The sequence below is a fragment of the Paraburkholderia sediminicola genome, assembly GCF_046026675.1.
GTDB classification, from domain to species: domain Bacteria; phylum Pseudomonadota; class Gammaproteobacteria; order Burkholderiales; family Burkholderiaceae; genus Paraburkholderia; species Paraburkholderia sediminicola_F.
Genome location: NZ_JAQQEY010000002.1, coordinates 384,375 through 396,696, shown reverse-complemented (window position 1 = coordinate 396,696; position 12,322 = coordinate 384,375). Strand labels below are relative to the sequence as shown.

Genomic DNA, 12,322 nt, shown 5'->3' with positions numbered 1-12,322 from the left:
GTTAAAATCTGAAAATGTTCGAATCCCCGCTGTCTGATGAAGACTGGCAACGCATTGCCCACCTGTTCCACCACGACACCACACCGAGAGTTGGCCGACCACGGCGAGATCCGCGCGAGATCGTCAACGCCATACTGTGGATCGTTCGCAATAACGAAAAGTGGCAGCGCCTCCCCGCAAGCTTTCCGCCATCGCAAACCTGTTACATCAAATGGCTGGAGTGGCGACGCGCCGGCATGATGTCGAAGGTTTTCGTCGAACTTGGCATGAGCGAGCAGTTCGACTGTTCAAACGGCGCGCGATGTTGAAGTGGTGAAACAGGACAGGAAGAATCGAGACGCCGCGGATCACGTCTATTCGCGGGTTGCGCGGGTCGACGCGCGTCACGCCCGATCCGCTGTCCACTTCACGAATACCGCGCCGACCTCGCGCAAGACAGCCTCCCGAGCGGGCATGTCAAGCGCGGGCGCATCGTAATAGGCTGCGATCAAAAGCGGCGCGCGTCCGGGTGGGCGAACGATCGCATAGTCGTTGGTTTCTTCTTCGACGCTGGTTCCGGGCCTGTCACCCGCTATCCAGTCCAGCGGTAACTTAGCACGGAGCCGGTTCAAACCCGGCTTGCAGGCAATCATCCAGTTTTCCAGCTGCGTACGTGATTGGGGGCTCAGAACATTCCCCAAGAGAATTTTGCTCGCCGAGTTCGTGATCGAACGAGGCGTAGTGGTATCGAGCACACCGTTATATTTGTTCGACTCGGGTTCGTACCGATCGGAACGCGTCACGGTATCGCCGAGACCGCGAACGAATTGAGTCAAAGCGGCAGGACCGCCGGCGCTTCTCATCAACAACACGGCCGCCGTGTTGTCGCTCACTTCGACAATCGCCTGGCACAGTGCGCCGACCGACATCGCGCCCTCTGCAACGTGTGCCTTCGTCACGGGCGACGTAAAGATCAGATCCTTCTCTGTGTATGTCACGCGGCGGGCAAGATCCTCATTGCCGGCATCCACGCGCGATAGCACCTGCGCGGCGAGCATTCCCTTAAAGGTGCTGCACATCAGAAAGCGTTCGTCAGCGCGATGAGCTAAGGTCCGGCCTGAACCGGTATCGATAGCGAACACGCCAAGGCGTCCATCATTGCGGCGTTCGATGTCGGCTAATGGAGAAGCGTTTGCGGCCAGTGTGGGAGTAACGCGAAGGCTCAAGAGCAGCGGCAACCCGAGCGTCAGGGTTCTGCGCGTCGCAGAGATGGTCAAAGAATCGTCCTCAAATTCAATTCGCTCACGACAAGCACGCGACGGATGGCAACGATCAGGCGTATCACGCTGCGATCCGACATCCCGCCGATCATTTTCCATGGTTGCTTTGCGCGCGAGAGTCTGTCCCGGGTCACCATGAAAAACGGGCCAGTCCTAAATAGGACTGGCCCGCTCACAGCGCAAAAATCACGTCTGAGGATTCGTACCGTCTGCAGCCTGAGCGTTGTCGGCGTCGTCCTGCTTCTCGCCGTCTTTCTTCTCGACCAACGACTCCAATGCACCGGCGCCTTCAAAGCCTGCAATCGCTGCAACGCCTTTCGTTAGCAGACCTGCGTCCGGATCGACTTTTTCCGCCGCTTCAACGGCCGCCACTGCACCAGCGATCTTGCCTACTTCGTCCAAGAGTCCCATTTCGCCCTCCGCGAGAAAAAGTGAAATGCCATCCTCTCACGAACTTCGCGCCTTGTCGCCAAATGTAAAATTGACTTACCACTTTTCCGCCGGCTCGAAATGACATTGAAAGAAATGTCCACTCCGTACGGCTAAATCGCCTTCGTCACCGGCGCAGTGGCAGCCGGATCGGTGACGCTGGTGTGGCCTGTTTCCACGTGACCTGCAATGCGCCGCAACCAGCCCGCATTGCCTGCAACAGTCAATTGAAAGTCATACCACTGGCTGCTGCATGACAGATCCCAATGCGCCTCCACACTACTCGCCGCAGGCACGGTCAACGTGCGCGGCGCCTGTCCATAGGCGGCGTCGATCGCGGTGACCGTGAGCGACTTGGTTCCAGCATTGGACACTGTCACGTAGACATTGCCGTTGGCCACGTCGTAGCAGGTCACGACATCCGGCTTTGCAGCAGCATCTGCAGTGGACGAACCCGCGAAGCGCCGGAAGTAACCGTTCGGGCCATAGACGTTCACCAGGTAATTACCATTCGCGTCGAGTGCCCACGTATCGGTCAACTGCTTGCCGGCCTCGACGGTATAGCGACGCGGCATCGCAGTCGGGTCGACCGTGTACACCCAGAAATGTGCGCCCTGCGTGCCGGTGTTCGCAAACGTCAGCGCATACCCTTGCGACTGCAACTGCCCGTTCACATGCAATTCATACGGCAACGCCCGTGCGGGCCGCGTGCCCGCCTCCTGCGCCGTCACCAGCTGCTGAGCCGTGCTAGCCGGCGCAGCTTGCGCCGTGGAACGCGCGCATTGCAGGTCGGCCTGTGCGACGTAGGTTTGCGTGCTCGGCAGCGACGGCACGGCCGAATCCGATTTCGAAAAGTCGAGCGCCGTGGTCAGGTCACCGCAAACGGCACGGCGCCACGGCGAGATATTGGTCTCGACTACGCCGAAACGTTTTTCGATGAATTGCAGCACCGACGTGTGATCGAACACCTGCGAGCAGACGAAACCACCCTTCGACCACGGCGACACGACCGTCATCGGTACACGCGGCCCAAGGCCGTACGGCAGATCGTCGGCGGTATACGTGCCGGCCTGCGTCGCGGTCACGACGTTGTGCCGTTCGAGCGAGATGTCCACGGTGCTCATGCCGGAGCCGGGCACCGTTGGCGCCTGCGGCGGCACCACGTGATCGAAGAAGCCGTCGTTCTCGTCGTACATGATGAACAGGACGGTCTTGCTCCACACGTCGGGATTCGACGTCAGTGCGTCGAGGATCGTCGAGATGTAATTGGCGCCATAGAGCGGCGTGAACTTCGGATGCTCCGAATACGCGGCGGGCGGCAACAGCCAGGACACTTGCGGCAATGCACCGGCCTGCACGTCGGCCTTCAACTGTGTCAGCGTGCGTGTGCTCATCCCACGGTTTTGCAACGACGAACCCGCCGGTGCGTTTACGAAATTCTGGAACGAGGCCAGCATGTTCGTGCCGTAGTTGCCGGTGAAATTGTCGAAGCCGGTGCCCTGCTGATAAATCTGCCAGGAGATGCCGGCCGTTTCCAGCCGCTCGGGATACGTGGTCCAGTTGAAGGGCTGCAGTTTGACGGTATCGAACTGGTTGTCGATGTAGTCGGTGTTGTCGAGTAGCGGCCCGCCTCCCGTGGCGAGTGGGTCGACCATCCCCGTCATCAAATACATGCGGTTCGGGTGCGTGTTTCCCGGAATTGAACAGAAGTAGTTGTCGCACACGGTGAAGGCGTCGGCGAGCGCGTAGTGGAACGGAATGTCCTCGCGCACGTGGTAGCCCATCGTCATGTTGGTCTTCTGCACGGCCCACTTGTCGGCGCGGCCGCTGTCGATCGCGCCGTGCGTGGTGGCCCACGTATGCGGCAGGCCGCCGATACATTGCGCGTTGACGTTCGGATTGGTCGTGTCGTAGCGGAACGGCGCGATCACCTTCGTCTGATCCTCCTGACGCGGCTGGAACCACACCGGCTGGCCGTTCGGCAGCGTCACGGGGAAACGGTCGTTATATCCGCGCACACCGCTCAGGTGACCGAGATAGTGGTCGAACGAGCGGTTCTCCTGCATGAACACGACAATGTGCTGCACGTCCTGGATCGTGCCGGTCACCGAATTCGGCTCGATCGCCAACGCCTTGCGAATCGATTCGGGAAACAGGGCGGTGGCGGCTGTCGCGCCAGCCAGTCCGGCGGACAGCTTCAGAAAATCTCGACGAGTTTTGGTGACCATGCGATGGACCTAGTTTGAATTCTGGACTCAGGAGGCGGGCGGGACGAAGCCAGGAGGGCAACTCATACGCGCGTTCACGACGGTGGCGTTGCCGCATGCTGCCTTGGCCGGCGTGGACAATACGCCGTCGCTGCATGCGCTAAGCAGCGCTGCCGCAGCAATAGAACAGATGAGCGCAAAAAGCCGGAATGCCGACGTCGGCATGGAGGTCTCCGTGGAAATGAACGACGGACGCGATCGCGCGTCGGCAACCGCCGCGCTCTGGCGCAAGCGATGCCGAGACAATAGTTTCGATTTATTACATGAGAGTGTCGTGCTGGAAAGCAGATGGACTATGTGTAATCGCTAGCGCTTGGGCGGCTGCGGGTTATTCGCGGGATTAGTATCGAACCGGGCGACGCTCTTAATGCCATCTTCACTGGCGAGTGCCGTCAATTCAGATTCCATCACGTCGGTGATTTCCTTGCCGTATATCTCGTCGCCATTCACGTAGACAGTGAATGATTGCAAGTACTTCGCTTTCTTCTCTGGGTTCTCAATTGTCTGCCGGGTCCATTGATAAAGCGGATAGTTTTCCAAGCCCCGCTTTTCCGCTTCATGTACGTAATCGGCGAAAGCGTCGAATTGACATTTCAAAGTCGCGTTGTGCTTGTCCAGCACATGGCGAAGCGCAGAATGCGAAGCACCCGTCGGGTCTGCACGCAGATGGTTTGCAAGTTCGGGTGAGACGGTGATTCTTAGCTGGAATTGCCAGGTGGGTTCCATGTGGACCTCGGTATCGAATCATGAGCGCGCGCTCGTGGACATTCAAGAAGGTAGCATGGGCGCGATCCATCGGCGTTTCGAATCAAGGCGCCAATTCACAGTCAGCCACTCGCGTCGTTCAGCAACGCTTCGACTTCAAACTGCTGTCAGACAAGCAGTCCATCAGCACACTGCTCGCAATCCAGCAGCGTTAAACCCCGGCACAGCTACCGAGCAGCGCGGCAGCATGCCCGCCACGATGGCATAGCTCGTGCTTTGTAGTCCATATGGTCAAGAGCCCAATCGCTCTGCCTTACTCCACCTATCGACTTAAGAGCAGGCGCATGACATCACAAAACCCGCGTGAAAAACACCCGCTTTCGTACGGCACAGACTATGAACAGTTGGCTGCCAGGTTCAGGCCGATTTTCAACCGGATCGCGGAAGGCGCGCTCGAACGCGAACGCACTCGTGCGTTGCCCTACGAGCAGATTGTCTGGTTGAAGGAAGCGGGCTTCGGCGCCGTCAGAGTGCCGCGCGAATACGGCGGCGCCGGCGCGTCGCTTCCGCAACTCGTGCAACTCCTGATCGAACTGGCCGAGGCCGATTCGAGTTTGCCGCAAGCGTTGCGCGGACATTTCGCCTTCGTCGAAGACAGAATCAACGCGGCACCCGGCGCTGCACAGGAAAAATGGCTGCAACGCTTCGTGGCGGGGGAAATCGTCGGTAACGCGTGGACCGAAGTCGGTGCGGTCAAGATCGGCGACGTGATCACGCGGGTCTCGCGCCACAACAATCAGTGGGTCGTCAACGGAACCAAGTACTACAGCACCGGCAGCATTTTTGCCGACTGGATCGACGTCTACGCGCAGCGCGACGACAACGGCTCCGACGTCATCGCAGCAGTAAGCACGCATCAGTCAGGCGTCAAACAAAGCGATGACTGGGATGGCTTCGGTCAACGCACCACCGGAAGCGGGACGTCCGTATTCGAGAACGCCGTGGTCGACGAAGAGAACATCATCGACTTCTCCACGCGCTTCAAATACCAGACTGCGTTCTATCAACTCGTGCTGATCGCCGTAATTGCAGGGACGGGGCGCGCTGCCTTGCGCGACATCTCGCATGAAGTACGCAAACGCACCCGGGTTTACAGCCACGGCAACGCGCCACGCGTCAGCGAAGACGCCCAGGTGCAACAGGTGGTGGGGCAAATAGCGGCACGCGTGTATGCAGCAGAAGCGGCCGCTGTGCGAGCCGCGGAGCCGTCACAAAGAGCGTACGAAACGCGCTTCGGCGCGGACCGCGATGCTGAACATGCGCCGAACGTGGCGGCCGAAATCGAATCGGCAAAAGCCCAGGTCGCCGTGGCCAGTCTGATTTTGCAGGCGACCACCGATCTGTTCAATGCACTCGGCGCTTCGGGCACTAGCGAAAACAAACTATTGGACCGTCACTGGCGAAACGCGCGCACTGCAGCGTCGCACAACCCACTGATCTATAAGGAGCGGATTGTGGGAGACTGGGAAATCAACGGCAAAGAGCCGCCCTTCGTCTGGCAGATCGGCAACAGCAGAACCGCGGTATAGTCCGCTGCCGCCGCGAACGCAGCAAACAACGCAGCAACACATGCGGACCGGCCTCGCGGCCGGTCTGCTTCCACTTCCAAAGCCCTGCAAAAGAAAGTACCGCACCTACCATCCGCTATCACGCACATGAGCCTACTTCTGCGCGGAAATCTGCTTCGCCCGAATCAGGCGCGCCCGCAACACATTGCGACTAATGCCCAGCAGCCTCGCCGCCTGAATCTGATTCCGGTAGCAGAAGTCGAAGGCCACGCGCATCACCGTGTCTTCGATCTGTTCGAACAGGTTGCCTTCCGCGTGATCGAACAGATGACGCAACGCCCCCTCGAGCCCTTCCAACGGTGTAGACGCAAGCGGTTCAGCAGCCGCCCGTCGCGCGGCGTGAATCCCGAACGAAGACATCTGCAAATCGCCCTCACCTAGCGAATCGCTGCGGCACACCAGCAACGCATAGTGGATGACATTCTCAAGTTCGCGGATATTGCCGGGCCAACTATGTTCCAGCAGCTTTCGTTCCGCGCGCGGCTCGATGTCGACGGGACCGTAGCCCAGCCGGTTCCGGTACTCTTCAATGAAGTAGCGGGCCAGCGGCAATATATCGCCGGGCCGATCGCGCAGCGTCGGTACAGCCAGATGCACGACGTTCAGCCGATAAAACAGGTCCTCGCGAAAATGGCCTGCCGCCACCGCGTCCTGCAGATGCACATTGGTGGCCGCCAGCACCCGCACGTCGATGGGAATGCTCCGGCGCGAGCCGAGCCGCACGATCTCACGTTCCTGCAATACGCGCAGCAGTTTGACCTGCATCGATAGCGGCAGATCGCCTATCTCGTCGAGAAACAGCGTCCCACCGTTCGCCGCTTCGAACCAGCCGGGCTTGGCGCAGAACGCCCCGGTGAAGGCGCCTTTCTCGTGGCCGAACAACTCGCTCTCCACCAGCGACTCGGAGAACGCCCCGCAATTGACCGCCACAAACGGACCGTCCTTGCGAGCACTCAGGTTATGCACATGACGCGCGACCAGTTCTTTACCCGTCCCTGTCTCGCCGATCACGAGTACGTTAGCGTCGCTCGGCGCCACCATGCGAATACGTTCGAGCAACGCCAGCGATTGCGGGTCCGAGAAGATCTGCGCGGTCGCGCGAATCGAGGTGGTCAGCGTGCGCTTGTCGGGCATCGTCAACAAAGGCGGCACTTCCGTTCGCGCGATGGCAGGCCGGTCTGGTAACACGTGATTGAGTGAATAGTTCATGAGTAGAAGCTCGGCGTCGGATATCGTTGCGTCAGGGCCCATTCGCCGATTTCTCGAAGCTTATAGGCAAGCGGATCGTGAAGCGTATGCGTGCGCAAATTTCGCCAGTGGCGGTCCAGCCTCAGCGCGCCGTGCGTCGCGCGCGCACCGGCTACATCGAACATACGCGTACAGATGGTGAGCCCAATTTCTGTGGCGGCGACTTTGGCCGTTGCAACCGCCAACGCCACGTCGCCACGTTCGGCATCAGTCAGCGCATCCGCTCGCATCCAGGCCGCATCGAAACGATCGGCCGCGCGGTCGGTCAACAGCCGCGCCGCCTCGAGGCCCGCCCAGAACTCGCCATACTGGCCGAGGATATAAGGATCCGCCGCGGTGGTTTGCACGCCGGACGTATGCCACGGACGCGCTTCATGAAGCGTGTAATGACGGGCATCGTTGAACGCGCTTTCGCCGATGCTGAGGTACACATTCGTCAGGATCAGCTGAGCGAGCAACGGCCGTAAGCACGCAAAAGGCGTCGACAGCGGCCCCGGGTCGGTCAGAATCTCGTGGTTCTCCACCCGCACCTTTTCCAGCGTCACCGTGCCGCTGTCCGTTTGGCGCTGGCCGATGTTGTTCCAATCCTCCGCGACGGAGATGCCCGTGCGTCCGGTCGGTACTGCCGCGATCAGCAACGTTCCGGTATCGGCGTCTCGCGCGGACGCGATCAGCATTTCGGAATCAAGTGCGCCGGAACAGAAGCTCTTCTGCCCGCTGAACTCCCGCCAATCCGCGTGCGAGTGGCTCACGGCCCGCTCATCGAGCGGGTTTAACGCATTGCCCCAGAACCATTGACGGCGGGCAGTCTGCTCGAACCAGGCACGCCATTGCGCCGACGAACCGAACAACCGCACCGTCGCCAGCATCAGATGATGGAAGCCGAATACATGTCCAAGCGAACTGTCGGCCCGGCCAAGCGTGCGCACTACATCCATCGTCTGCCGCCAGTTCGCGCCGAGACCGCCGAGCGCCTCGGGAATGCTCATCGCAAGCAGACCACTGGCGCGCAATGCATCCCGCTCCGCTTTCGGCGTTCCGCCCCGCGCGTCGCGTTCGGCAGCAGTTAGCGCAAATAGGGTCGCGAGCCGCTGCGCGATCTGCTGCGGCGTTTCAGTGACCGATGCTGTCTCCGCGCTCGGTAGCAAAGAAGCCGGTGCGTCCGGCAGTACGTAGGTCGAATTCATATGGGCAAGGACACTCACTCCGCTACGTGCGGGCGTGGACCGTCATCTGTCGGCTGACGGGCGTTGAATGGCATCGATCAGGGTTGCTTTCTCAGAAGCGTATTCTGAACATCTACCGCGATTTCCGATGCATTTTGTTGTGGTATCCAAAGTCAAATTGCTGCTTACGCAGCAGCATCGGTATGGATGTTGCCTCTGCACCAGCACCGCCCGCACTCACTGCCTCCCAGGCAGCAGGCCTGTTGGAACACTGAAAGCCCTCGCGTCCATCGCTGACACTCGCGCTGCTTCTCCAGCAGCAGCGCCGAGGCCATCTTGCTTCGCCAGCTTCATACGTCAGCCTGCAATGGTTCCATGCCACCGCGATATGCGCGGAAGCAAAAACCGCAAACGGTTATGCCATTTGACTTGGCGCGCGATCGGAGTTGGCCCGCGCATTCATCATCAACCCGTCTTGTTCACGCAAATCCGGATGGCACGGTATTCGCTAAATAAGCGGCACTCCCGATTAATTCGCTTTCGCCTGAAAGGATCGTTCGAATGAGTAAGAGATTGAAAGTAGTCGCCGTCTCCGGTGGATTGCAACGGCCGTCGCGCACCCTCGTGGTGGTCGAACGCCTGCTTGCCGCGCTCGGCGACGCGCTGCCGATCGACACGCATCTCGTCGAACTAGGGCAAATCACCTCCAGCCTCGCCGGTGCGGTTCATCGCTCGCAGGTCCCTGCCGACGTGGGAACGCACATTGACGCCATTGAAGCGGCGGACCTGCTGATCGTTGCGAGCCCGGTTTATCGCGGGTCGTATACCGGACTCTTCAAGCATCTGTTCGATCTCGTGCATCACGAGGCGCTGGTCGACGTGCCCGTTCTGCTCGCTGCAACGGGCGGCAGCGATCGCCACGCGCTCGTCATCGATCATCAATTGCGTCCGCTGTTCAGCTTTTTTCAGACTCGCACGCTGCCGATCGGCGTGTATGCGTCTGAAGCGGATTTCAACGGCTATGCAATCTCTAACCCGGCGCTGGAAGAACGCGTTGCCCTGGCGGTGACACGCGCGCTTCCATGGCTGCATGCCGGACGCCTCCCCGCCTCTTTCCCGCAAGCCGCAACGCTGGCTGCATAGACCTCTTCATTCAATCATCAGGAATATCATGAGCCAGAACCACTCTCACGACGACGCCGTCAAATTCGCCTACTGGGTGCCCAATGTCAGCGGCGGTTTGGTCGTCAGCACGATCGAGCAGCGCACGGACTGGAGTCTCGAGTACAACCAGAAGCTCGCACTCACCGCGGAGAAGGCGGGTTTCGAATACGCGCTGAGCCAGATCCGCTTCACCGCCGGATATGGTGCGGAATATCAGCATGAATCGGTTTCGTTCAGTCAGGCCCTGTTGCACGCTACAACCAAACTCAAGGTGCTGGCGGCGATTCTGCCAGGCCCGTGGCACCCCGCCGTTGTCGCCAAACAGATTGCCACCATCGACCATATTTCCAACGGCCGTATTGGAATCAACGTGGTGAGCGGCTGGTTCAAGGGCGAATTCACCGCGCTCGGCGAACCGTGGCTCGAACACGACGAACGCTACCGCCGCACGCACGAATTCATTGAGGCACTCAAGGGCATCTGGACACAGGACAATTTCACCTTCAAGGGTGACTTCTACCGCTTCAACAATTACACGCTGAGTCCCAAGCCCGTGCAAAAGCCGCATCCAGAGATCTTCCAGGGCGGCAGTTCGCGCGCCGCACGCGACAACGCTGCGAGTGTCTCCGACTGGTATTTCACCAACGGCAACACGCCAGAGAATCTGAAAGCACAGATCGACGATATTCAGACCAAGGCAGCAAAGAACAATCACAAGGTGCGCATCGGCGTGAATGCCTTCGTGATCGCCCGCGATACCGAAGAAGAAGCCAAGGCCGTGCTCGCCGACATCATCAAACATGCGCACGTCGAAGCCGTGCATGCGTTCGGCGACGCCGTCAAGCAGGCCGGCAAGGCCTCACCGGAAGGTGAAGGCAACTGGGCCACGTCGAGCTTCGAAGACCTCGTGCAATACAACGACGGCTTCCGCACCAATCTCATCGGTACACCGCAGCAGATTGCCGAGCGCATCGTCGAATTGAAATCGGTCGGCGTGGATCTCGTGCTGACCGGTTTTCTTCATTTCATCGAAGAGGTGGAGTATTTCGGCAAGCGGGTCCTGCCGTTGGTCCGTGAACTCGAACTCAAGCAGCAGGCCAAGGCCGCCTGACCATGACAAACGCCCAGCCCTCGACGCTGCCGGACTGGCTGCGCCATCAGGCGCAGCACCGGCCTCACGCCATCGCATTGCGGCACAAGCAGCTGGGCGCATGGCACGCGTTGTCGTGGCAAGACGTCGCCACGGCGGTCGAGCAGTTAGCCGCCGGTCTCGCGCAACATGGCTTTGCGGCGGGTGACGCGCTGCTGCTCGTCAGTCATCCGCGCGAGGAGGCGCTGCTACTGTCGCTAGGGAGGTCTGCACAACCCGTTTCCCGTATGTCGCGTAGGTTGCTTGCCCGCATTGTATTGGCGACGAAGGTGCTGCGACCTGAATCGCAGTCCTGTTCGAACCGACGCGACTCACGTTAGCCCAGTCTCATCGCGCGTACGTCCGCGTGTTTCACGCTTTGCGCAGTGCCTTACGCACCATCCACAGGTTACCCAGCGCGAACAGCGTCGTGATCTGCGCCGTGTTCTTCATCAAGCCCCGGTATCGTGTCTTCGTATAGCCAAACTGGCGCTTGATGATCCGGAATGGATGTTCCATCCATGGCACGGATACCGGCTTTCAGGCGTTCGATCTGATCGAATATCGCGTCCAGACGATCACTCAGGTCCAGTTTTCTGCGCTTGCCTGGTCCCATCGCCACATGCCAGCGCACTGAACCGCCCGCACATCGCTTCTGAATACCCTGATAGCCGGCATCAGCATACACATCCGCTTCTTCACCGTGTAGCAACGCTTCGGCTGTATTGATGTCCTGAGCGTTGGCAGCTGTACCGATGACCGTGTGAACCAGGCCAGATTCCGCGTCCACGCCGATATGCGCTTTCATCCCGAAGTACCACTGATTTCCCTTCTTCGTCTGGTGCATTTCCGGATCCCGCGTACCTGAGGCGTTCTTCGTCGAGTTGGGCGCAGAAATCAATGTGGCGTCGACTACCGACCCGGCCTTGAGCATCATCCCTTTCCCGCTCAGGATCTCATTGACCAGCGCGAGCATCTGCACGGCCAGGCCGTGCGCTTCGAGCAGGTGACGGAACCGGAGGATCGTGCTCTCGTCGGGCAATCGCGCCATGCTGTCGTCAAGCCCCGCAAAGTCGCGATACAGCGGTACGTCATAGAGCGCTTCTTCCATCGCCGGGTCTGACAGACCAAACCACTGCTGCATGAAGTGAATCTGCAGCATCGTGGCAATCGGAAAGGGCGGCCGTCCCGTTTTACCCTTCGGATAGTGTGGCTCGATCAGGGCAATCAGCTGCGACCACGGCACCACGCGCCTCATCTCTTCGAGAAATTCCCGCTTGCGCGTGCGTTTCGTTGACAGATCCAGACCAAGGCCAAGTTGTGCCAT

Annotated in this window: 12 protein-coding genes; 5 read left to right on the top strand and 7 right to left on the bottom strand. The window is 59.8% G+C overall.

Annotated elements, in window-relative coordinates:
* Positions 1-14 precede the first annotated feature (14 nt).
* Entirely contained in the window at positions 15-308 is a 294-nt protein-coding gene (locus PQQ86_RS21655; RefSeq protein WP_408271402.1) for a transposase, read from the top strand.
* A gap of 75 nt (positions 309-383) precedes the next feature.
* Here the strand turns inward: PQQ86_RS21655 and bla are convergent, their stop codons facing one another.
* From bla to PQQ86_RS21635, 4 genes are all read right to left on the bottom strand, one after another.
* A complete protein-coding gene (bla, locus tag PQQ86_RS21650; protein WP_408271399.1) occupies positions 384-1,358 on the bottom strand; it encodes a class A beta-lactamase in 975 nt (324 codons plus the stop codon).
* 87 nt (positions 1,359-1,445) lie between these two features.
* On the bottom strand, positions 1,446-1,670 hold the full coding sequence (locus tag PQQ86_RS21645; RefSeq protein WP_408271396.1) for a hypothetical protein: 225 nt from the start codon (positions 1,668-1,670) through the stop codon (positions 1,446-1,448).
* 131 nt (positions 1,671-1,801) lie between these two features.
* Entirely contained in the window at positions 1,802-3,916 is a 2,115-nt protein-coding gene (locus PQQ86_RS21640; protein ID WP_408271395.1) for a phosphocholine-specific phospholipase C, read from the bottom strand.
* A gap of 345 nt (positions 3,917-4,261) precedes the next feature.
* Positions 4,262-4,681 (bottom strand): hypothetical protein, encoded by a 420-nt coding sequence (locus PQQ86_RS21635; protein ID WP_408271393.1) that lies wholly within the window; start codon positions 4,679-4,681, stop codon positions 4,262-4,264.
* 323 nt (positions 4,682-5,004) lie between these two features.
* Between PQQ86_RS21635 and PQQ86_RS21630 the strand changes: the two genes are divergently transcribed.
* The gene (locus PQQ86_RS21630; RefSeq protein WP_408271390.1) at positions 5,005-6,249 is read left to right on the top strand and encodes an acyl-CoA dehydrogenase family protein; all 1,245 of its coding nucleotides are present in this window, start codon (positions 5,005-5,007) and stop codon (positions 6,247-6,249) included.
* Positions 6,250-6,381: 132 nt separating this feature from the next.
* On the opposite strand, the gene PQQ86_RS21625 is transcribed toward PQQ86_RS21630, so the two are convergent.
* Together PQQ86_RS21625 and PQQ86_RS21620 are read right to left on the bottom strand one after the other, a co-directional pair.
* Positions 6,382-7,497 carry a sigma-54 interaction domain-containing protein gene (locus tag PQQ86_RS21625; RefSeq protein WP_408271387.1) on the bottom strand — a complete coding sequence of 372 codons (1,116 nt, stop codon included), beginning with the start codon at positions 7,495-7,497 and terminating at the stop codon, positions 6,382-6,384.
* Positions 7,494-8,723 carry an acyl-CoA dehydrogenase family protein gene (locus PQQ86_RS21620; RefSeq protein WP_408271384.1) on the bottom strand — a complete coding sequence of 410 codons (1,230 nt, stop codon included), beginning with the start codon at positions 8,721-8,723 and terminating at the stop codon, positions 7,494-7,496. The genes PQQ86_RS21625 and PQQ86_RS21620 overlap by 4 nt, the downstream gene beginning before the upstream one ends.
* Before the next feature lie 540 nt (positions 8,724-9,263).
* Here PQQ86_RS21620 and msuE point away from each other — a divergent pair.
* From msuE to PQQ86_RS21605, 3 genes are read left to right on the top strand one after another with little or no spacing between them, the layout of a single operon-like run.
* Positions 9,264-9,845, top strand: a complete 582-nt coding sequence (gene msuE, locus PQQ86_RS21615) for an FMN reductase (RefSeq protein ID WP_408271381.1) — start codon at positions 9,264-9,266, stop codon at positions 9,843-9,845.
* A gap of 28 nt (positions 9,846-9,873) precedes the next feature.
* Positions 9,874-10,977 (top strand): dimethylsulfone monooxygenase SfnG, encoded by a 1,104-nt coding sequence (sfnG, locus tag PQQ86_RS21610; protein ID WP_408196140.1) that lies wholly within the window; start codon positions 9,874-9,876, stop codon positions 10,975-10,977.
* A 2-nt stretch (positions 10,978-10,979) separates the two neighbouring features.
* Positions 10,980-11,336, top strand: a complete 357-nt coding sequence (locus PQQ86_RS21605; RefSeq protein ID WP_408271377.1) for an AMP-binding protein — start codon at positions 10,980-10,982, stop codon at positions 11,334-11,336.
* Between the two features lie 31 nt (positions 11,337-11,367).
* Here the strand turns inward: PQQ86_RS21605 and PQQ86_RS21600 are convergent.
* A protein-coding gene (locus PQQ86_RS21600) for an IS5 family transposase (RefSeq protein ID WP_408279288.1) occupies positions 11,368-12,322 on the bottom strand; the annotation gives its coding sequence in 2 pieces (ribosomal slippage) (positions 11,368-11,514 and positions 11,516-12,322; 954 coding nt in all).

Excerpts from the sequence above, each read along its gene's own strand:
- PQQ86_RS21655 (WP_408271402.1), top strand. The coding sequence starts at position 15 with ATGTTCGAATCCCCGCTGTCTGATGAAGACTGGCAACGCATTGCCCAC.
- bla (WP_408271399.1), bottom strand. The coding sequence starts at position 1,358 with ATGGAAAATGATCGGCGGGATGTCGGATCGCAGCGTGATACGCCTGAT.
- PQQ86_RS21645 (WP_408271396.1), bottom strand. The coding sequence starts at position 1,670 with ATGGGACTCTTGGACGAAGTAGGCAAGATCGCTGGTGCAGTGGCGGCC.
- PQQ86_RS21640 (WP_408271395.1), bottom strand. The coding sequence starts at position 3,916 with ATGGTCACCAAAACTCGTCGAGATTTTCTGAAGCTGTCCGCCGGACTG.
- PQQ86_RS21635 (WP_408271393.1), bottom strand. The coding sequence starts at position 4,681 with ATGGAACCCACCTGGCAATTCCAGCTAAGAATCACCGTCTCACCCGAA.
- PQQ86_RS21630 (WP_408271390.1), top strand. The coding sequence starts at position 5,005 with ATGACATCACAAAACCCGCGTGAAAAACACCCGCTTTCGTACGGCACA.
- PQQ86_RS21625 (WP_408271387.1), bottom strand. The coding sequence starts at position 7,497 with ATGAACTATTCACTCAATCACGTGTTACCAGACCGGCCTGCCATCGCG.
- PQQ86_RS21620 (WP_408271384.1), bottom strand. The coding sequence starts at position 8,723 with ATGAATTCGACCTACGTACTGCCGGACGCACCGGCTTCTTTGCTACCG.
- msuE (WP_408271381.1), top strand. The coding sequence starts at position 9,264 with ATGAGTAAGAGATTGAAAGTAGTCGCCGTCTCCGGTGGATTGCAACGG.
- sfnG (WP_408196140.1), top strand. The coding sequence starts at position 9,874 with ATGAGCCAGAACCACTCTCACGACGACGCCGTCAAATTCGCCTACTGG.
- PQQ86_RS21605 (WP_408271377.1), top strand. The coding sequence starts at position 10,980 with ATGACAAACGCCCAGCCCTCGACGCTGCCGGACTGGCTGCGCCATCAG.